The 20,745-nt window shown below is 65.9% G+C and carries 18 protein-coding genes; 4 read left to right on the top strand and 14 right to left on the bottom strand.

From position 1 onward, the window contains the following. The first annotated feature begins 1 nt into the window (after window position 1). Window positions 2-889 carry a LysR family transcriptional regulator gene (locus LGR64_RS14900; RefSeq protein ID WP_034392165.1) on the top strand — a complete coding sequence of 296 codons (888 nt, stop codon included), beginning with the start codon at window positions 2-4 and terminating at the stop codon, window positions 887-889. 154 nt (window positions 890-1,043) lie between these two features. Here LGR64_RS14900 and typA read toward each other — a convergent pair whose 3' ends face one another. From typA to LGR64_RS14945, 9 genes are all read right to left on the bottom strand, one after another. Then, window positions 1,044-2,870 (bottom strand): translational GTPase TypA, encoded by a 1,827-nt coding sequence (typA, locus tag LGR64_RS14905; protein ID WP_034398352.1) that lies wholly within the window; start codon window positions 2,868-2,870, stop codon window positions 1,044-1,046. Between the two features lie 23 nt (window positions 2,871-2,893). Then, window positions 2,894-3,859 carry a tRNA pseudouridine(55) synthase TruB gene (truB, locus tag LGR64_RS14910; protein ID WP_012204836.1) on the bottom strand — a complete coding sequence of 322 codons (966 nt, stop codon included), beginning with the start codon at window positions 3,857-3,859 and terminating at the stop codon, window positions 2,894-2,896. 4 nt (window positions 3,860-3,863) lie between these two features. Continuing rightward, entirely contained in the window at window positions 3,864-4,235 is a 372-nt protein-coding gene (rbfA, locus tag LGR64_RS14915) for a 30S ribosome-binding factor RbfA (RefSeq protein WP_012204835.1), read from the bottom strand. Window positions 4,236-4,241: 6 nt separating this feature from the next. Further along, a complete protein-coding gene (gene infB / locus LGR64_RS14920; protein WP_034392162.1) occupies window positions 4,242-7,103 on the bottom strand; it encodes a translation initiation factor IF-2 in 2,862 nt (953 codons plus the stop codon). 23 nt (window positions 7,104-7,126) lie between these two features. Further along, window positions 7,127-8,614, bottom strand: a complete 1,488-nt coding sequence (nusA, locus tag LGR64_RS14925; protein ID WP_012204833.1) for a transcription termination factor NusA — start codon at window positions 8,612-8,614, stop codon at window positions 7,127-7,129. A gap of 87 nt (window positions 8,615-8,701) precedes the next feature. Beyond that, complete coding sequence (rimP, locus tag LGR64_RS14930) at window positions 8,702-9,280, bottom strand: ribosome maturation factor RimP (RefSeq protein ID WP_141833599.1); 579 nt, start codon at window positions 9,278-9,280, stop codon at window positions 8,702-8,704. Between the two features lie 265 nt (window positions 9,281-9,545). Further along, on the bottom strand, window positions 9,546-9,947 hold the full coding sequence (locus LGR64_RS14935) for a thioredoxin family protein (protein ID WP_141833602.1): 402 nt from the start codon (window positions 9,945-9,947) through the stop codon (window positions 9,546-9,548). A gap of 9 nt (window positions 9,948-9,956) precedes the next feature. Then, on the bottom strand, window positions 9,957-11,300 hold the full coding sequence (locus LGR64_RS14940; protein ID WP_141833605.1) for a c-type cytochrome: 1,344 nt from the start codon (window positions 11,298-11,300) through the stop codon (window positions 9,957-9,959). Next, window positions 11,297-12,142 (bottom strand): c-type cytochrome, encoded by an 846-nt coding sequence (locus LGR64_RS14945; RefSeq protein WP_141833609.1) that lies wholly within the window; start codon window positions 12,140-12,142, stop codon window positions 11,297-11,299. Before LGR64_RS14945 ends, LGR64_RS14940 begins: the two co-directional genes overlap by 4 nt. 168 nt (window positions 12,143-12,310) lie before the next feature. Here LGR64_RS14945 and LGR64_RS14950 point away from each other — a divergent pair, with 168 nt between their 5' ends. Beyond that, on the top strand, window positions 12,311-13,306 hold the full coding sequence (locus LGR64_RS14950) for a DnaJ C-terminal domain-containing protein (protein WP_141833613.1): 996 nt from the start codon (window positions 12,311-12,313) through the stop codon (window positions 13,304-13,306). Further along, on the top strand, window positions 13,303-13,638 hold the full coding sequence (locus LGR64_RS14955; RefSeq protein WP_043823548.1) for a chaperone modulator CbpM: 336 nt from the start codon (window positions 13,303-13,305) through the stop codon (window positions 13,636-13,638). The genes LGR64_RS14950 and LGR64_RS14955 overlap by 4 nt, the downstream gene beginning before the upstream one ends. 88 nt (window positions 13,639-13,726) lie before the next feature. On the opposite strand, the gene LGR64_RS14960 is transcribed toward LGR64_RS14955, so the two are convergent. Then, window positions 13,727-13,888, bottom strand: coding sequence for a hypothetical protein (locus tag LGR64_RS14960; protein ID WP_012204826.1), 162 nt, complete (start codon window positions 13,886-13,888; stop codon window positions 13,727-13,729). A 244-nt stretch (window positions 13,889-14,132) separates the two neighbouring features. On the opposite strand from LGR64_RS14960, the gene LGR64_RS14965 reads away from it, so the two are divergent. Next, on the top strand, window positions 14,133-14,759 hold the full coding sequence (locus LGR64_RS14965; protein WP_034398350.1) for a lipocalin family protein: 627 nt from the start codon (window positions 14,133-14,135) through the stop codon (window positions 14,757-14,759). Between the two features lie 18 nt (window positions 14,760-14,777). On the opposite strand, the gene LGR64_RS14970 is transcribed toward LGR64_RS14965, so the two are convergent. The 4 genes from LGR64_RS14970 to LGR64_RS14985 form a co-directional block, all read right to left on the bottom strand. Further along, on the bottom strand, window positions 14,778-16,466 hold the full coding sequence (locus LGR64_RS14970; protein WP_141833616.1) for an ABC transporter ATP-binding protein: 1,689 nt from the start codon (window positions 16,464-16,466) through the stop codon (window positions 14,778-14,780). After that, window positions 16,463-17,590, bottom strand: a complete 1,128-nt coding sequence (locus LGR64_RS14975) for an ABC transporter permease (protein WP_225614193.1) — start codon at window positions 17,588-17,590, stop codon at window positions 16,463-16,465. Before LGR64_RS14975 ends, LGR64_RS14970 begins: the two co-directional genes overlap by 4 nt. A 143-nt stretch (window positions 17,591-17,733) precedes the next feature. After that, window positions 17,734-18,762, bottom strand: a complete 1,029-nt coding sequence (locus LGR64_RS14980) for a microcin C ABC transporter permease YejB (RefSeq protein WP_013803046.1) — start codon at window positions 18,760-18,762, stop codon at window positions 17,734-17,736. A 96-nt stretch (window positions 18,763-18,858) separates the two neighbouring features. Further along, window positions 18,859-20,688, bottom strand: a complete 1,830-nt coding sequence (locus LGR64_RS14985) for an extracellular solute-binding protein (protein ID WP_230355958.1) — start codon at window positions 20,686-20,688, stop codon at window positions 18,859-18,861. Between the last annotated feature and the right edge of the window lie 57 nt (window positions 20,689-20,745).

Here is a 20,745-nt window from a genome sequence, read left to right on the forward strand (position 1 = left end):
AATGGACCTGCGCCAACTGCGTCACTTCGTCACCCTGGCCCGCACGCTCAACTACCGGCAGGCGGCCGAGCAGCTTCACATGTCGCAGCCGCCGCTGTCCCAATCCATACGTCGGCTGGAAGACAGCCTGGGCGTGCAGCTGTTCCAGCGCGACCGCCGGGGCACGGCGCTGACCGAGGCAGGCCAGGCGGCCCTGGAAAGTGCCGAACTGGCCCTGCACCATGCGCGCCAGATGCAGGAGGTCTCGCGCGCCACGGCCGGCGGCGAGCGCGGGCGCCTGCACATAGGCTTCATAGGCTCGGCCACGTTCTCGCTGATACCGCGGCTGGTGCAGGCCTTTCGCAGCGAATATCCGCTGATCGACCTGGTGCTGACCGAATCGACCACGCGCGAGATCTGCGCGCAGGTGGCCAGCGGCGATTTCGATGCCGGCCTGCTGCGCTACCCGGTGACGCAGGCCACCGACCTGTCCATCACGCCCGTGGAAAAGGACGAGCTGGTGGCCGTGCTGCCCGAAGGCAACCCGCTGCTGCAGCGGCCCGCCTTGCGGCTGCGGGATCTGGCGGACCAGCCCTTCATCAACTACCGCCCCAGCGAGGTGCCAGGCCTGCATGCGCTGGTGGTGCTGGCCTGCCAGAACGCAGGCTTCATGCCCCAGGTCAAGCAGCATGCCGTGCAGGCGCAGACCCTGGTCAGCCTGGTGGGTGCGGGCCTGGGCGTGGCGCTGGTGCCAGCTGTGGTGGCCAAGGGCAGCACGCCGGGGGTGGTGTTCCGCGCACTGGCAGATACCGAGAACCTGCCCTCCATCGGCCTGGCCCTGGCGCTCAATCCGCAGCAAAGCGCAGCGGCCGGGCAGCGCCTGCGCGAGTTGCTGCTGCAGCTGCAATAGCAAGCAGTAGCAAGCAATAGCAGCAGCAGTTACTTTGCCGTTGCGCACGCACGCCTGAAAGGCGCGCCACAAAAGACAAAGGCCGCAGATGCGGCCTTTGACAGTCAGGGCGGTGAAGCCATGCGGCTTGCGTGCGCCCTTGGCGCAACAGCGCTTATGCGCCGCGCGAAGCGCGCTTGCGCTCGTTCTCGGACAGGTGGCGCTTGCGAACGCGGATGCTCTTGGGGGTGATTTCCACCAGCTCGTCGTCCTCGATGAATTCCACCGCGTATTCCAGCGACAGGTCGATCGGGGGCGTGATCTTGATGGCATCTTCCTTGCCGGACACGCGGAAGTTGGTCAGCTGCTTGGTACGCGTGGCGTTGACCACCAAGTCGTTGTCACGGCTGTGGATGCCGATGATCATGCCTTCGTACACGGGATCGTTGGCCTTGACGAACATGCGGCCACGGTCGTCCAGCTTGCCCAGGGCGTAGGTGAAGATTTCGCCTTCGTCCATGGAGATCAGCACACCGTTCTTGCGGCCGCCGATTTCGCCCTTGTGCGGCTCGTAGCTGTCGAAGATGTTGGAGATCAGGCCGGAACCACGGGTCAGGTTCAGGAATTCGTTGGTGAAGCCGATCAGGCCGCGCGCAGGAATGCGGTACTCCAGGCGCACGCGGCCGCGGCCATCGGGTTCCATGTTGACCAGCTCGCCCTTGCGCTCGCCCAGGGCCTGCATCACGCCACCCTGGTGGCCTTCTTCGATGTCGGCCGTCACCAGCTCGATAGGCTCGTGGCGCACGCCGTCCACGTCGCGGTAGACCACGCGGGGCTTGGACACGGCCAGCTCGTAGCCTTCACGGCGCATTTCTTCCAGCAGGATGGTCAGGTGCAGTTCGCCGCGGCCCGACACTTCGAAGATGCCGTCTTCGTCGGTTTCCTTGACGCGCAGGGCCACGTTGGAACGCAGTTCCTTTTGCAGGCGGTCCCAGATCTGGCGGCTGGTCACGAACTTGCCTTCACGACCTGCCAGCGGCGAGGTGTTGACGCAGAAGTTCATGGTCAGCGTGGGCTCGTCGATCTTGAGCATCGGCAGCGGCTGGGGGTTCAGCGGGTCGGTCAGCGTGACGCCCATGCCCAGGTCGGCAATGCCGTTGACCAGCACGATGTCGCTGGGACCGGCTTCGGTCACCTGCACGCGGTCAATGCCCTGGAACTTCAGAACCTGGTTGATGCGGCCCTTGTAGCTCTTGCCGTCAGGACCTTCCATGACCAGCACGTCGGTCGAAGGCTTGAGCGTGCCGGAGGTGATGCGGCCCACGCCGATACGGCCCACGAAGGTGGAGTAGTCCAGCGCCGAGATCTGCATTTGCAGCGGAGCGGCAGGATCGCCCTTGACGGCGGGAACGTGCTTCAGGATGGTGTCGAACAGGGCCGACATGTCGGGGCCCCACTGTTCGCCAGGAGCGCCTTCTTCCAGCGAGGTCCAGCCGTTGATGCCCGAGGCGTACACCACGGGGAAGTCCAGCTGCTCGTCGGTGGCACCCAGCTTGTCGAACAGGTCGAAGGCGGCGTTGACCACGTAGTCGGGACGCGCACCGGGCTTGTCCACCTTGTTGACCACGAGGATGGGCTTCAGGCCCAGGGCCAGTGCCTTCTTGGTCACGAAGCGCGTCTGGGGCATGGGGCCTTCCTGCGCGTCAATCAGCAGCACCACGCCGTCCACCATGGACAGGGCACGCTCCACTTCACCGCCGAAGTCCGCGTGGCCGGGTGTGTCGAGGATGTTGATGTGCGTCTCGTTCCAGCTCACGGCGCAGTTCTTGGCCAGGATGGTGATGCCACGCTCGCGTTCGATGGCGTTGTTGTCCATCACCGTGTCCACGACTTTCTCGTGCTCGGCGAAGGTTCCGGATTGGCGCAGCAGCTGGTCCACCATGGTGGTTTTGCCGTGGTCCACGTGGGCGATGATCGCGATATTGCGGATTTGTTTGCTCATAGTGTTTTCCCATTGCCGCTGCGTCATGGGCGCGGCGTGTCTTCCAAAATCTGTTGAATTTCCAGTGAACTGAGCAGGCGCCCGGGGATCAGTTCCCCACGCACCACGCGCCCCACTCCCAGCAGAGCCTGTGGGTTCTCGCCATACACAGCCACCGCCTCGGCATCGGCCCAAGCGCCCTTGCGGGGCAGGCCCGTGAGAAAACGGGCCGCATCTTGCTCGCCCAGCGTGACAGCCGTGTGGCTGGCCAGCAAGGCGTCGACAGGCTGCAACTGCTGCAGACGCTCGCCCTCGCCCATGGCGGCCAGCGCCTCCAGCGAGATACAGCGCTCGACACCCAGCCCCCCGGTGTCGATACGGCGCAGCGCGCGCAGGTGCGCGCCGCAGCCCAGGGCCTCGCCCACGTCCTCGGCCAGCGTGCGGATGTAGGTGCCCTTGCTGCAGGTCACCAGCATCCGGATCGCAGGCAGGCCTTCGCTGTCTTGCGTCAGCGAAAGCTCCAGTGCGTGGATTGTCACTTCGCGCGCCGGGCGCTCGACTTCGATGCCGGCACGCGCATATTCATAGAGAGCCTTGCCGTCCTTCTTGAGGGCGCTGTACATGGGTGGCACCTGGCGGATCGCACCCGTGAACTGCGCCTGCACGGCGGCCAATCGCTCGGCCGTGAGGGCGGCGAGGTCAACGGCGCGCTCGCGCAGCACCTCGCCCTCGGCATCGGCCGTGGTCGTGGTCTGGCCCAGGCGCGCAATCGCCTCGTAGGTCTTGGCAGCTTCAAGCTGCAACTGGCTGAACTTGGTCGCCGCACCGAAGCACAGCGGCAGCACGCCGGTGGCCAACGGGTCCAGCGTGCCGGTGTGTCCGGCCTTTTCGGCGCGCAGCAACCACTTGACCTTTTGCAAGGCGTCGTTGCTGGACAGCTCCAGCGGTTTGTCGAGTAGCAACACCCCATGCACAGGGCGCCGCTGCACCCTTGTGCGTGGCGCGTTCATGGGGCTACTCTTCCTTTCCGCGCGAAGAAACGGCCTTGGCGATCAAGGCGTTCATGTCGGCCGCACGCTCGGAGGTGCGGTCGTAGATGAAGTGCAGCGTGGGCACTGTGTGGATATGCAGGCGCTTGAACAGGCCATTGCGCAGGAAGCCTGCGGCCTGGTTCAACGCTTCCTGCGTCGCCTGTGGATCGCCCACGAGCAGGCTGAAGTAGACCTTGGCGTGGGCATAGTCCGGAGTCACCTCCACGCTTTGCAGCGTGACCATGCCCACGCGCGGGTCCTTCAACTCGCGCGCGATCAGCTCTGCCAGATCACGCTGGATCTGGTCAGAGACTTTGAAGCTGCGATTCGGCGCAGCGGACTTGCGTGTTGCCATGGCGAATTACAGCGAGCGCGCGATTTCCTTGATCTCGAACACTTCGAGCACGTCGCCTTCGCGAATGTCGTTGTAGTTCTTGAGCTTGATACCGCACTCGAAGCCTTCCTTGACTTCCTTGACGTCGTCCTTCAGGCGCTTGAGCGATTCGATCTCGCCCGTGTAGATGACCACGTTCTCGCGCAGCAGGCGGAAATGCGCATTGCGCGTGACCTGGCCTTGCGTGATGTACGAGCCGGCCACAGTGCCGATCTTCGAAGCCACGAACACGGTGCGGATCTCGGCCATGCCGATGATCTCTTCCTTGCGCTCGGGAGCCAGCATGCCGGACATGGCCGCCTTCACCTCTTCGACTGCGTCGTAGATGATGTTGTAGTAGCGCAGGTCCACATCGTTGCTCTCGGCCGTCTTGCGCGCCTGGGCATCGGCCCGGACGTTGAAGCCGATGATGATGGCCTTGGAGGCCAGCGCCAGGTTCACGTCGGACTCGCTGATGCCGCCCACGCCCGAGTAGACCAGCTGAACGCGGATCTCGTCGGTCGAGAGCTTGAGCAGCGATGTGCCCAGCGCTTCCTGCGAGCCCTGCATGTCGGCCTTGATGATGATGGGCAGGGTCTGGACCTCGCCTGCACCCATTTCGGCAAACATGTTCTCGAGCTTGGCAGCCTGCTGGCGGGCCAGCTTGGTGTGGCGGAACTTGCCGGCGCGGTAGGTCGCGATTTCGCGGGCACGACGCTCGTCCTGCAGCACCATGAAGTCGTCGCCGGCCTGGGGCACGTCGGACAGACCCTGGATTTCCACCGGGATGGAGGGGCCGGCAGACTTGGTCTGCTTGCCGTCTTCGTCCAGCATGGCGCGCACGCGGCCGTAGGTCTGGCCTGCCAGCACCACATCGCCCACCTTCAGCGTACCGGACTGCACCAGCACCGTGGCCACAGGGCCGCGGCCCTTGTCCAGCTGGGCTTCGATGACCAGGCCCTTGGCAGCGGCTTCCACGGGAGCGGTCAGCTCCAGCACTTCGGCCTGCAGCAGAACCTGCTCCAGCAGCTCGTCGATGCCCTGGCCGGTCTTGGAGGACACGGCGATGAACGGGGACTCGCCGCCGTACTCTTCTGGCACCACCTGCTCGGCCACCAGGCCTTGCTTGACGCGGTCGAGGTTGGCATCGGGCTTGTCGGCCTTGGTGATGGCAACCACGATGGGCACACCAGCCGCCTTCGCGTGCTTGATGGCTTCCTTGGTCTGGGGCATCACGCCGTCGTCGGCCGCGCACACCAGGATGACGATGTCGGTGGCCTGGGCACCACGGGCACGCATGGCCGTGAAGGCCTCGTGGCCCGGGGTATCCAGGAAGGTGACGATGCCGCGGGGCGTCGTCACATGGTAGGCACCGATGTGCTGGGTAATGCCACCGGCTTCGCCCGACGCCACCTTGGTGCGGCGGATGTAGTCCAGCAGCGAGGTCTTGCCGTGGTCCACGTGGCCCATGACGGTGACCACGGGAGCACGCGACTCCTGGGCAGCTTCCTGCTGGGACACTTCCTCGGCCGTGAAGGCTTCGGGATCGTCCAGCGCGGCGACCTTGGCCGTGTGGCCCATTTCCTCGACCACGATCATGGCCGTGTCCTGGTCCAGAGGCTGGTTGATGGTGACCATCTGGCCCATCTTCATCAGCACCTTGATCAGCTCGGACGCCTTGACCGACATCTTGTGCGCCAGTTCGGCCACGGTGATGGTCTCGGGCACGTGCACTTCGATGGCGCGGAATTCCGCTGCCGCGCTCTGGTGCTGACCGTCATGACGGTCATTCCCACGACGGCCGCCACGCGGGCCGCCGCGCCAGTTGGAACGGCCACCCACGCCACCGGAGCTGTCGCCACGGGTCTTGATTTCCTTCTTCTTGCCATCGCCAGCCCAGCTCGAGGAGAGCTTGGCGGACTTGACTTCCTTGCCGGCACCGGCAGGCGCACCCGCACGCGCACCGGCTCCACCGGTAGTCGTGCCAGCGGGCTTGTGCAGCGTGGTCTTCTTGGCATCGCCGGCAGCGGGCGCTGCAGGCTTGGCCACGGGCTTGGGCTCTTCAGGCTTCTTGGCCACGAGCACCTTCTTGGGCGCAGCCATCATGGCGCGAATGGCTTCAGCCTCGGCCAGCGCCTTGCGGCGGCGGTCTTCCAGATCCTTGGCGCGTTCGGCCTCCTCGGCCGCGCGGGCCTTGGATTCTTCCTCGGCCTTGACGCGAGCCGCAACCTGGGCTTCGGCGCGCGCGGCCTGGCCTGCAGCCTGCTCACGCGAAGCTTCCTGCTTCGCGCGGTTGGCCTCGAGGATCTTTGCGGCTTCTGCAGCCGCATAGGCGCTTGCGCGCTCTTCGGCTTCTCGTTCGCGTTGTTGAACTAGTTCGCGCTCTTCGCGCTCACGGCGTTGCTGTGCCAATTCTTCCTCCTCGCGGCCGATCATTTCGGCCTGGCGACGTGCTTCCCCTTCGCGGCGCACCAGATCCTGGGACTCGCGCTCCGATGCCGCGCGCTGCTCCTGGGCAGCGGCAACGACAGCGGGATCGGAGGCGCCCTCGGCGACCTCGTCACGCTTGACGAAGGTGCGCTTCTTGCGCACTTCCACCTGGATGGTGCGGGCGCGGCCCGACGAATCGGCCTGCTTGATCTCGCTTGTGGACCGTTTGGTCAGCGTGATCTTCTTGGCGCCACTTCCGTGGCTGGCCTGCAGATGGCTGAGCAGTTGCTGCTTGTCGCCGTCGGTCAACGCATCCGATGCGTTGTCCTTGGCGACGCCTGCAGCCTTGAGCTGCTGCAGCAACGTGTCAGGGGTCTTGTTGAGCTCTCTTGCAAACTCGGCAACCGTATTACTGGACATATATGCTCTGAACCTCCCTGACCTTACTCTTGCCCTTCGGTGAACCAGTGTTCACGCGCCTTCATGATCAAAGCCTTCGCTTCTTCCTCGGTCTGCCCGGTCAGCTCGGTCAACTCGTCGATGGCCAGATCGGCCAGATCGTCTCGGGTGTGCACATCGGCCTCGGCCAGCTTGTCCACGATCTCCGGAGTCATTCCCTCGAGCGTCAGCAGATCCTGCGACACTTTGCCCACGTTTTCCTCGTGCGCGATTTCCTGCGTCAGCAGTGCATCTTTCGCCCGGGTGCGCAACTCGTTCACCGTCTCTTCGTCGAACGCCTCGATTTCGAGCATTTCCTGCAGCGGCACATAGGCCACTTCTTCCAGGGTCTCGAAACCTTCCTCGATGAGGATGTTGGCGATTTCCTCGTCCACATCGAGCTTTTCCATGAACAGCTGGCGCGCAACAGCGGACTCGTCCGCCTGCTTTTGCGCAGACTCAGCCGCGTCCATGATGTTGATCTTCCAGCCGGTGAGCTCGGAAGCCAGGCGAACATTCTGACCGCCACGGCCGATGGCGATGGCGAGGTTTTCCTCGTCAACCACCACGTCCATGGCATGCTTTTCCTCGTCCACAACGATGGACGACACATTGGCCGGAGCCAGCGCGCCGATCACGAACTGTGCAGGGTCTTCGGACCACAGCACGATGTCCACGCGCTCGCCAGCCAGTTCATTGGTGACGGCGTTGACACGGGTGCCTCGCACGCCGACGCAGGTGCCGATGGGATCGACACGCTTGTCATGGCTGAGCACGGCGATCTTGGCGCGGCTGCCGGAATCGCGAGCGCAGCTCTTGATCTCCAGCAGGCCCTGCTCGATCTCGGGCACTTCGTTGCGGAACAACTCGACCATGAACTCGGGCGCCGAGCGCGACAGGATGATGGGCGCGCCGCGCAGCGTGGCGTCCACTTCCATGATCATGGCCCGCACGCGGTCGCCGTTGCGCAGGTTTTCCTTGGGGATCATCTCGTTGCGGCGCAGGCGTCCTTCGACACGGCCGGCCTCGACGATGATGTCGCCCTTGTCCATGCGCTTGACGGTGCCCGTGAAGATCCGGTCGCCGCGCGACAGGAACTCGTTGAGCAGCATTTCGCGCTCGGCGTCACGGATCTTCTGCAGGATGACCTGCTTGGCCGCCATGGCGCCGATGCGGCCGATGGGCACCGACTCGATCTCTTCCTCGATGTACTCGCCTTCGGAGATACCGGGGACGCGGTCCTGTGCGTCCATCAGCATTTCTTCGGCATCGGGGTTTTGCAGGCCCGCATCATCGGGCACCACCAGCCAGCGGCGGAAGGTGTCGTAGTTACCGCTATCGCGATCGATGGCCACGCGGATGTCCACCTCACCTTGGTACAGCTTCTTGGTGGCCTGGGCCAGGGCCGATTCCACTGCACCGAACACCAGATCGCGCTCCACGTTCTTTTCGCGCGAAATGGCTTCTACCAACATCAACAATTCGCGATTCATGCGACGACTCTCCTATTTCAATCACACAGGAAGGGGATGGCAGTGCCCTTCCTGCCCCAATGATTCGACGTACCCTGCCTGCTCCGATCAGACCGGCTTGGCAGAACGCCCCTTGAAATCCACGATGGGAGCCAGACGCGCCTCGCGCAGCTCCTCCAGAGTGAAGCCCAGCGCCTGCAGGGGCGCGGGAGCACGCTTTTTGCTGACCTTCTGGCCAGGCTTGACGGGTGGCTCGTCGCTCCAGACGATCTGCCAGCCACCATCTTCGGCACGCTCCAGCGTGCCGCGGAATTTCTTGCGATTGGCGCTGACCTGCCCTTCAGCGGCGGCGCCGATGGGCTCCTTGAGGGTCAGGTCGATGACTTCACCGACAAAGCGGGTGAAGTCCTGCTCGTGCCGCAGGGGGCGGTCGATACCAGGGGAGGAGACCTCAAGGCGCGTGTAATCTGCGCCATCAACCTCAAGCGCGAACTGCAGCTGGCGCGTGATCTTCTCGCAGTCCTCGACTGTCACGAACTGCTCCGGCACCACCGGCTCACCCTCCACCGGGGGCTGCCAAGGCAAATCAATTGTGACGCGCAACAGCCCGCCCGCCGAGCGTTCTATTTCCACCAGGTCATAGCCCAGACCTGTCACGGTTTGTTCAACGATTTGCTGTAGTGCCACGTGTATTTAAATTCAGTCCTGCAAACACAAAAGACCCGGAACGCCCCTGAAACATTGGCAGCAGCCATGTCCCAACAGCGCCGAGCCCCATGGCAATCCCGAAGGTCGCCCGAAGATCGCCCAAAAAAAAGGGCGGTTGGTACCCGCCCGTTTGGTCGTGAATATGCCATTGTATCCGCAAACGACCTTCAGGCCAAGCCCGCCCCGCACAAAAGCGGGACAGGACGAGGGACCTCAGGCCCGCCCGCACACCCTTGCCCTAGGCTCAGACGCCAACGCGCTCCAGCGCCTGCGCCGACTGGAGCCGCCGCAAGAGGGCCTGCGCCTCGGCAGGGTCGGCAGGGGCCGCGCCCGGGTCCTGGGCCAGTGACTGCAGCATGCGCGCCACAACCCCCGCCTGGGGCAGCACCGGCCCCAGAAAACGTGCGCGCTCGCCATCGGCCACCAGCAGCGAGGGGAAGGTTTCGATGTCCAGGTCTCCGGCCACGTCCTCGCGGTCCTCCACATCAAGCCAGACAAAGCGCATCTGCGGGAATTGGCTTGCCAGTTCCGAAAACGTGCTTCGGTATTGGTTGCAAACGCCACACCATTGCGCGCACAGGCAAACCACCCACCAGGGGCGGGTGGCGTCGCTGTCGTCCGGCAGCTTGCCGGCCATTGAATCCATGAAAGCCTCTCAGAAACCACGCCCTTCCCGGGCGCGATAAACCTCCATGTTACCGATTTCCGCCGCCTTGTTGCCCCAGGCGTTGCGCACATAGCTGGCCACGGCGGCCACCTGTGCGTCGGACAGCACATGACCGAAAGGCGGCATGCCGTGCGGCTGCGGCTGCTGCCGGGTGGAGGGTGGGTAGCCCCCCTCCAGCAACACCAGCAACAGGTTGCGCGGCTCGGCCAGGGTCACGGAGGCATTGCCCGCAAGCGCGGGAAACGCGCCCGGCGTTCCCTGGCCCTCGGCACCGTGGCATACCGCGCATTGCCGCTCGTAGATGGCCCGCCCCAGGGCCATTTGCCCGGATGGCACGGGCGCGGCAGCAGGCCTGCTCCTGGGCGGGCCTGCTGCCGCGCCCTGCTCCTGCAGGTAGGAAGCGAGGGCCTGCAGATCCTGCGGCTGCCAGTGCTGGGTGCTGCGCGCCACGACTTCGGCCATGGGGCCCAGCGCCGATCCCGAAGGACCCGAACCTGTCTGCAGCAACTGCACCCAGGCGGACTCCTGGCCCGCGCGCACGCCGGCTTCTCCCGGATCAAGCAGCGACGGCGCGTACCAGGCCTGCCCTGCCACAAAGCCACCGGACATGGCCTGGGACGAGGCACCCATGCCGTTGCGCGGTGCATGGCACGCCGCGCAGTGCCCCAGGCCCTGGGCAAGATAGGCACCGCGATTCCAGGCAGCCGCCTTCTGCGGCCGGTCCTGCCAATCCTGCGGGGTGAAGAACAGCGCGCGCCAGACAGCCAGCGAGCCCTGCCAGCCATAGGGAAAGTCCAGCGCATGCCGGGGCACCTGCGCGCGCACGGCGGGCAGGCTTTGCAGATAGGCGAACAATGCGTCCGAGTCGGCGCGCGTCACATGGGTGTAGCTGTCATATGGAAAGGCCGGATACAGCAGGCGCCCTTCCCGTGACCGCCCGTTATGCATTGCACGCCAGAAGTCATGGGCCGTCCACAGCCCCAGGCCACTTTCCTTGTCAGGCGTGAGATTACTGGAGTACAGCGTGCCGAACGAGGTGGGCAGGCCCCGCCCGCCCGCATACTCGGCGCCGCCAGCCGCCGTATGGCAGCCTGCGCAGTTGCCCACGCGGGCCAGGTAGGCACCGCGCTCTATCAAGGCAGTTGGCGTTTCGCGCGCGCCTGACCAGCCGCCATGGCCGTAGGCGTGCACGCCCTGCTCACCGCGCAGGTTGAGCCAGACCAGGAGCGCGCCCAGCAAGGCGATGATCAGCAACGCCAGCCCTGCCACCCTGGCCAGCCGCCGTCGCCCGTGTGTGTTCCCGCTTGCCGCGTTTTCTGCCAGGGTGTTCATGGCTTACCCTCCTGGCCAGCAATGGCGGCTACAGCGCCGCAGCGCAGCGGCATGGGCAGGGCCAGGGCTTCATGTCCGCCCGGCGCCGCCAGTGCGGGGCGCGATGACAGCCAGGCCGTGACGGCTACGACCTCCTGCGCCGTCAGCGCCTTGGCCACCTGGTCCATGCAGTCGGGCGCTGCCGCCTTGCGCTGGCCGGAGCGCCAGGCACCGATCTGGCTGTTCAGATAGTCGCGCGACAGGCCCAGCAGGCCCGGAATATCGTCACCCGCACCCATGAGCCGCTCACCATGGCATGCAGCGCAGGCGGGCAGGCCGCGCCGCGCGTCGCCCCGCAAGACCAGTTGCTCGCCACGGGCGAGTTCAGCGGGCGGCAGTTGTACCGGTACAGGCGGGGCATAGGGGAGCTCCAGGCTTGCGAAATGCGTGGCGATCTGGCGCAGATAGTCGTCCGACATGAATTCGATCAGCCGGTTCATGGCGGGATAGCTGCGGTGCCCTTGCTGGAAGTTCTTGAGTTGGCGGTACAGATAGCCTGCGGGCTTGCCCGCAATGCGCGGAAAGTAGCCGCTGGGGGTGGCCCGGCCCTCGGGTCCATGGCAGGCCGTGCAGGCCAGCACCCTGGAGGCCATGGAGCCCACATCGGGCAGCGGGGCGCTGACCACGGCAGGCGGCAGGTCTGCCATGGGCACGCCCGGTGCTGGCTGCATGGTCTGCGCGGTCTGCGCCATCACCCCGCAGGTTCCACACGCGCCGGCCACCAGCCATGCGCCCAGCAGGGCCCTCCATCCCCTGGAGCCTGTGCGCCCCCGCCCAGCCCGCCACCGACTGCCATGTGCCATGTCCGACGCCTCCTGTTCCGTCCTGCCGACGCGCGAATGTAATGAACCCGTCACAAGATGCCAGTCAAGCAGGAAAAGGCCCATCGGTTGAGACCCTGCCATGACCGGGCTATGCTGCCTTCGGGTTTGTCCAGAACATCGCCCGCAAGGGCCGGAGGACGGAAATTCATGGATTACAAGGACTACTACCGCATCCTGGCCGTGGACAGGCAGGCCAGTGCCGATGACATCAAGAAGGCCTACCGCAAGCTGGCGCGCAAGTACCACCCCGATGTCAGCAAGGAGGCGGACGCCTCCGAGCGCATGGCCGAAGTCAACGAAGCCAATGCCGTGCTGTCGGATCCCGAAAAGCGCGCAGCCTATGACGCCCTGGCCGATGCGCCGCGCCGCAGCGGGCCCGGCGCCGGCGGCTTCCAGCCACCTCCTGGCTGGGAAGGGCAGGACTTTCACTTTCGCAGCAGCGACGGCGCCATGCCGGAGGGCGACGCGGACTTCAGCGAGTTCTTCTCACAGATGTTCGGCCAGGGCGCGCGTGCCCGCCATGCGGGCGGAGGCGGCCAGCATCGCGCCCCACCCGACATGCGCGGGCAGGACCAGCACGCCAGCATCGAGCTGGACCTGCTGGACAGCTACCAGGGCGCGCAGCGCAGCCTGCACCTGCGCACCACGGTGCTGGATGAGGACGGACACCCCGTGGCGCGCGACAAGGAATTGCAGGTCAGCATTCCCAAGGGCGTGCGCGAAGGCCAGATGATCCGCCTGGCCGGACAGGGCGGCCCGGGCCTGGGCAACGGCCCGGCAGGCGATCTGCTGCTGGAAGTGCACCTGCGCCACGACCCGCGCTGGTGGGCCGAAGGCAAGGATGTCTACCAGCCCGTGTCCCTGGCCCCCTGGGAAGCCGCACTGGGCGGCCCGGTCCGCGTGGCCACCATTGCCGGTGAATTCGAGGTCAGCGTGCCCGCAGGCAGCCGCGCTGGCCGCAAGCTGCGCATCAAGGGCAAGGGCTTGCCCGCCGCCACGCCGGGCGACCTGTACCTGGTGCTGGGCATCGCCCTGCCCGAGCCCAAGACCGACGCCCAGCGCCAGGCCTATGCAGCACTGGCCCAGGCCTTTCCCTCGTTCGATGCCCGCCAGCACGCAGCGGGCCAAGGAGCCACGCGATGAGCACGCCGCTGTACCCCTTCTACGAGCCTGCAGAACTGCTGGGCGAAGGCGCTCTGGACCTGCAGGATCTGGCCCGCCACTGCCAGCGCAACACCGCCTGGGTGGTGGAGCGTGTGCAGACCGGCGTGCTGTACTGCGAAAACGAGCCGTCCGGCGAAGCGGCCGCGCCGCAGGCACAGTGGCGCTTCAGCAGCCAGACCCTGGTGCGCGCGCGCCGCATAGCCCATCTGGAGCACAGCTTCGATGCCGACCCTCAACTGGCCGCGCTGACGGCGGACCTGATCGAGGAAGTGCAGATGCTGCGCCGCAAGCTTCAGGCACTGCAGCATTGAGAACGCCGCCTCAAAAGCAAAAGCCCTCGTAAGAGGGCTTTTGCTTTCAGAACGTGGCCGCAGCAGGCATGCATGCGGCCCGCCGTGCTCAGCGGTGACGCTTGCCGGGGTTCTTCTTGGTATGGGTGTGGGCGCCACGGGCGCGGCTCACGCGCTGGCCACGGCCGGGCGTCGGCAGGGTGACGCCGTTGGGCAGGGGGGGCTGGGGAGTGAACTTGCGGTCGGCTTCGGTAACGATCTTGTTGCCCATGGCATTTCCTTCTTCAAAAAAATGAGAACGCGCAATTAGGCCATAGACCTGCATGACCGCGCACAAAAAAACACATGGCCTGCTCTGGCATAGGGAAAGTTCCAGCGTTGCGCGGCCCGCACAGCACCGGCGCAGGCAGCGCCGGCCTACACTGCGGCCCGGTTTTCTGTCCTAAAGTAGGAGCACGCTGCCAAGCGCGCAAGACCCTGGCATGCACGTCTGCCTGAACACGGAGTTCCGCACCATGTCACCCCGCCACCCCAATACAGAGTCAACCACCCCATCCACTTCCCGCCCCGCCTGGGTGCTGCCCACGGCCGGCCTGGCAGGGCTTGCCGTAGGCGCCGCCGCAGCAGCGTTGCTGTGGAAGGGCCTGCGCAACCCACCCATCCCCCCTACCGTGGAGCCGGTGCGCGGCTGGGACATCCAGCGCTACATGGGCCGCTGGTATGAAGTGGCCCGCATCGACCACAGTTTCGAAAAAGGCCTGGAGCGCACCCAGGCCGAGTACACACAGCTTCCCGACGGCACGGTGCATGTGCTGAACCGGGGCTACGACGCCCGCCACCGGCGCTGGAAATCCTCCGAGGGCAAGGCCCGCACGGTGCACGGCCCGGACGTTGCGGCGCTCAAGGTCTCTTTCTTCGGCCCGTTCTACGGCGGCTACAACGTGGTGGCTCTTGATGCCGAGTACCGCTGGGCCATGGTGGTGGGATCGGACCTGCGCTATTTCTGGATTCTTTCGCGCACGCCCGAACTGGCCGACGGCGTGGCGGCACGCCTGCTGGCGCAGGCCCGGCTGCTGGGCGTGCCCGTGGACAAGGTCCAGTGGATCCTGCAGGACGGAGTCAATCCCACGGGCAGCTGGTAGCGCGGTCCGGCAACTGCCTCAGAACCCCTCGGGCATGCCGTCGCCCGAGAAGCCGGCGGCCTCCACCAGCCGCTGCGTGTACGCCTGGCGCGGCGCGCCCAGCACCTGGGCGACGGGGCCGCATTCGACGATGGCGCCATCCTTCATGACCAACACGTCATGGGCCATGGCGCGGATCACGTCCACGTCATGCGTGATCAGCAGATAGGCCAGGCCCCGCTCGCGCTGCAGCCGCTGCAGCAGGCCCAACACCTGCTGCTGAATGGTCACATCCAGCGCGCTGGTGGGCTCGTCGAGCACCAGCACCTCGGGCTCCAGCACCAGGGCGCGTGCAATGGCGATGCGCTGGCGCTGGCCTCCCGAGAATTCGTGGGGATAGCGGTCAAGCAGGCCGGGAAACTGTTCCTGCGTCAGGCCCACGGCCGACAGCATCTCCACGATGCGGTCGCGTTGCTGCGGCGCCGTCAGCGACGGCGCATGCACGCGCAGGCCCTCGCCAACGATCTGCTCCAGCGTCAGCCGGGGCGACAGCGATGAATACGGGTCCTGGAACACCACCTGCACCTTGCGCCGCAGCGCACGGTTGGCGGGCGAGTTGCGCGTGGCTGGCTGTTGCCAGGCATGGCCTGCAATGCGCAGCCGGCCTTCATGGGGCAGCAGCCCCAGCACGGCCTGGGCCAGCGTGGATTTGCCAGATCCCGATTCACCGACCACACCCACGGTGCGCCCGGGCAACAGCGCCAGGTCTGCGGACTGCACGGCGACGAAGCGCCCCTGGCCGAACCATCCGCGCACGCCTGCCAGCGGCACCGGATAGCTGACCTTGAGGCCCTGTGCCTGCACCAGCGGCTCGCCAGCCGTGGCCTCGGCGCCTGCCTCCACCTCGATCAGGTCGCGGCGCGGCACGCTGGCCAGCAGCTTGCGCGTATAGGCATGGCGCGGAGCCGCCATGACCGCCGACACCCCGCCCTGCTCCACCAGTTGCCCGCGCTCCATCACCGCCACGCGGTCGGCAAAGCGCCGCACCAGGTGCAGGTCGTGCGTGATCATCAGCACGGCCATGCCGGTCTGGCGCTGCAGGTCATCGAGCAACTGCAGGATCTGGCCGCGCAGCGTGACATCGAGTGCCGTCGTCGGCTCGTCGGCCAGGAGCAGGCGCGGGCTGCTGGCCAGCGCCATGGCGATCATGGCGCGCTGGCGCTGCCCGCCACTGAGCTGGTGGGGAAAGGCGCGGGCGCGGCGCACAGGCTCGGCAATGCCGGTGGTCGCCAGCAATTCGGTGGCCTGGACCAGGGATTGCGCTCGCGTCAGCCCCTGCTTGAGGCGAAGCACCTCGCCCACCTGCTCGCCCACGGTCATCAGCGGGTTGAGCGCCGTCATGGGCTCCTGGAAAATCATGGCCACGTCGCCGCCGCGCACGGCGCGCATCTCGCGCTCGGGCAGGCGCAGCAGGTCGCGGCCGTCGAACAGGGCCTGGCCGCCCAGCTGAGCGTCTCCAGCCAGCCGCAGCAGCGACAGCGCGGTGATGGTCTTGCCCGAGCCGGACTCGCCCACCAGCGCCAGCTTCTCGCCTGCCGCCAGGTCGAAGCTCACGCCGTGCACCACATCCTTGCTGCCGAAGCGCACGCGCAGGTTGCGCACGGACAGCAATGTCCGGCCACGGCCCGGGGGCGAAGGTAGCTCCATTGCCGGCTGCTCTGCGTTCATGCGGCGTCCTTTGCATCGACACCGGGGGCGGCATCGCTGGCAGCGGCCTTGCGCGGGTCCAGCGCATCGCGCAGCGCATCGCCCATGAAGGTCAGCAGCAGCAGCGTCACCACCAGCACGGCAAAGGTGGACAGCGAGATCCACCAGGCATCGATGCTGTTCTTGCCCTGGTTCAGCAGCTCACCCAGGCTGGGGGTGTCAGGCGGCACGCCCAGCCCCAGGAAGTCCAGCGAGGTCAGGGCCAGGATGGCCGCACTCATGCGAAACGGCAAAAAGGTCACCACGGGCGTCATGCTGTTGGGCAGCAGATGGCGCCAGATCAGCGCGCCATTGCCCACGCCCAGCGCCCGAGCCGACTTCACATAGTCCAGCTGGCGGTTGCGCAGGAACTCGGCACGCACGTAGTCCGACAGGCCCATCCAGCCGAACAGCGACAGCAGCACCAGCAGCAGTGAGACGCTGGGCGCCAGCACCGCGCTGAAGATGATCAGCAGATACAGCTCGGGCATGGAGCCCCAGATCTCGATGAAGCGCTGGAATGCCAGATCGGTCCTGCCGCCGAAAAAACCCTGGACGGCCCCCGTCACCACGCCCAGCACCACGCCCGACGCCGTCAGCGCCAGCGCAAACAGCACGCTGACGCGAAACCCGTAGATCAGCTGGGCCAGCAGATCGCGCCCCCGGTCATCGGTACCCAGCAGGTTGTCGCGCGAGGGCGGCGCCGGATTGGGCGAGGTCGCAAAGTAGTTCAGCGCCTGTGGCCCATAGGGATTGAGCGTATACAGCGCCCAGTTGTCGCCCTGGCGCAGGCGGTCGCGGATGAAGGGGTCCAGGTAGTCGGTGGCCGTCTCGAAGTCGCCGCCGAAAGTCTTCTCGGAATAATCGTTCCACAGCGGCCAGTAGGTCTGGCCCTCGTAGCGCACCACCAGGGGCCGGTCGTTGCTGATCAGCTCGGCGCCCAGGCTCAATACCACCATCACGCAAAACGCCACCAGACTCCAATACCCCAGCCGATTGCGCCTGAACCGCATCCAGGCCCGCCGCGCCGGCGACACTGCCACCACAGCCAGCGGTACAGGCGCTGCCCCGGGCAGCCCTGCGCCTGGAGCGGCAAGGGAGTGCATCTCAGTTTCCATGTTGCTGCATCACAGTGGCGCGACCGCCCAAAGTCAGGGACACCAGGCAAGGGCCCGCGCCAGCCGCCAATGGCCCGAACGCTCCCCCAGCAAAGCGAGAGGGGGAAGCGGCGCAGCCGTTCAGGGGGCGCTCAATCAAACCGTACACGCGGATCCACCCACACATAACAAAGGTCACTGACCAGCTTGGTCACCAAGCCGATCAGCGTGAACAGATACAGCGTGCCCAGCACCACGGGATAGTCGCGCCGAATCACGCTGTCATAGCTGAGCAGGCCCAGGCCGTCCAGCGAGAACAGTGTCTCTATCAGCAGCGAGCCCGTGAAGAAGGCCCCGATGAAGGCTGCCGGAAATCCGGTGACGATGGGGATCAGCGCATTGCGCAGCACATGGCGGTAGAGCACCTGCCGCTCGGACAGGCCCTTGGCACGCGCAGTCAGCACGTACTGCTTGCGAATCTCCTCCAGGAAGGCATTCTTGGTCAGCATGGCCGTGATGGCGAAGCTGCCCGCCACCATGGCCGTCACCGGCAGCGCGATATGCCAGAGATAGTCCACAATGCGCGCGCCCCAGGACAACTCGTCCCAGTTGGAGGAAGTCAGCCCGCGCAGCGGAAACCACTGCAACTGGCCGCCAAAGATCACCAACAGTGCCACGCCCAGCACGAAACCCGGAATCGCATAGCCGACCAGGATCAGCAGCGTGGTGGCGAAGTCGAACCGCGAGCCGGCCCGCACGGCCTTGGCAATGCCCAGCGGCACGGCAACGAGGTAGCTGATGAAAAAGGTCCACAGTCCCAGGCTGGCCGAGACCGGCAGCTTCTCCTTGATCAGCTGCCAGACATCCTTGTTCTGAAAGAAACTGCGCCCCAGGTCGAACCGCGCGAACTGCCCGAGCATCTGGAAGAAGCGCTCATGGGCCGGCTTGTCAAAGCCGTAGAGGGCCTTGATCTGCTCAATGCGCTGGGGGTCCACCCCCTGGTTGCCACGGTAGGCCAGGCCACCGCCTTCGCCGCCACGGCCCACGCTGGCCTTGGCCTCAGCCAGATACTGCTCGACCGGGCCACCGGGCACGAACTGCACGACCACGAAGGTCAGCAGCAGTACGCCCAGCAGGGTCGGCACCATCAGCAGCAAGCGTTTGAATATGTAGGCCCACATAAGAAGTCTTGCATTATGTCCATTGCGGGGAGGGGCCCCGGCCGGGGGACGCCCTCATCATGCAACGGATCGCAACGACACAGCCGCAACGCCGGCTCATGGAGGCGGCGCGGTCAGCACCGGCATGCGGGCCCACCAGGTGTCCATGGCCCAGCTCTCGCCCTTCGCATAGGCCGGAACCACGGCCGGCCGCACCAGGCGCCAGGAGTCGTAGACCATGCGGTGCGTGCCCGCGCTCCACTGCGGAATCAGATAGTGGCCGTGCGTGATGATGCGTTCGAGTGCGTGGCAGGCAGGCAACAGTTGGGCCTCTGTCTTGGCCTCGGTCATGCGGCGGATCATGGCGTCGACCGCCGGGTTCTTCACGCCGGGGAAATTGCCGGAACCCTCGGTTGCCGCCGCCTGGCTGCCGAACAGGTCGGCGAATTCCTGACCCGGATTGTTCGTGCCCTGGTAGGCGATGGAGATGATGTCGTAGTCGAACTTCTCCACGCGCTGCTGGTACAGCGCATAGTCCGCCGAGCGAAAGCGCAGCCGGATGCCCAGCTTTTCCAGATTGCGTATCCAGGGCGAGACCTGGCGTATGCCCGAGTCGCTGCTGTCCAGGTACTCCAGCTCCATGGCCTGGCCCCGCGCGTTGCGCAGCACGCCATCCTGAATGGTCCAGCCGGCATCGGCCAGCAGTTGCCGCGCCTGGCGCAGATTTCCGCGCAACGAGCTGTCGCCATCGGTGCGCGGCGGCTCGGCCATGGGGCCGAAGGCCTCCGGCGGGATGCTCTTGCGCAAGGGCTCCATCAGCGCCAGCTCCTCTGGCGAGGGCTCGCCATGGGTCTCGCAGGCCGTGTTGCCGAACAGCCCGCGCACGCGCTGGTAGGAACCGTAGAACATCTGCCGGTTCATCCACTCGTAGTCCATGGCCAGGCCCAGGGCGCGGCGCACCCGAACGTCCTGCAGCACAGGCCGGCGCACGTTGAGCACATAGCTCTGGAATCCCGATGGCAGCTTGTTGCTGAACTCGCCCTTGACCAGCTCGCCCCGGTCGAAGCGCTTGCCGTACAGGCGCCGCGCCCAGTCACCGGCGCTGTAAAAGCGCATGAGGTCGAACTCCCCGGCCTTCAGCGCCTCCAGCCTCGCCGTGTTGTCGCGGTAGATCTTGACGGAGATGCGATCGAAATTAGCCGTGCCCACACGCACAGGCAGATCGCGGCCCCAGTAGTCCGGGTCACGCACATAGGTGATGTCCTTGCCGAATCGCACGGGACCTATCTTGTAGGGCCCGCTGCCGATGGGCGTGTCCGTTACCACCTGGTCGAAGGGCTTGGCCTTGCCGTTTTCCACGCCCCAGTCGCGGCTGAACACTGGAATGGCCCCCACGGTCAGCGGCAATTCCCGGTTCGGCTGCTTGAAGCGAAAGCGCACGGTGCGTTCGTCCAGCACATCGACGCCCGCCACATCGAAGAACAGCGTTCTGTAGCCGGGCAGTGCATGCGGGCCCACCAGCGTGTCATAGCTGAACTTGACATCGGCGGCCAGCACGGGCTTTCCGTTGTGAAAGCGTGCCTGGGGCCGCAACCGGAATGTGGCGGACAGGCCGTCGGCCGCGGCCTGCACATCCTCGGCCAGCAATCCGTAGCCGGTGGCGGTCTCGTCCAGCGAGGGCCACAGCAAGGTGTCGAACATCAGCTCCGCCAGATAGGCGGGCGACGACCCCTTGATGGTGAACGGGTTGTATTTGTCAAAGGTGGAGATGCGCAGATTGCTCACCAGGCGCAGCTCGCCGCCCTTGGGGGCCTTGGCGTTGACATAGTCGAAATGGCTGAAGCCCTCGGCGTAGCGGGGCTCGCCCCACAGGGCATAGGCATGCGAGCCCCAGGCCGGCACACACGCCGAGGCCAGCAGCAGCGAAGAAATCATCCAATGGCGCATGCGACAATTCTGCACCACGCAGCCAGCCCTTCCGCTGGCAAACGCTGACGCGGGCCC

This window comes from Delftia sp. Lp-1, from assembly GCF_020523835.1.
GTDB classification, from domain to species: domain Bacteria; phylum Pseudomonadota; class Gammaproteobacteria; order Burkholderiales; family Burkholderiaceae_C; genus Comamonas; species Comamonas acidovorans.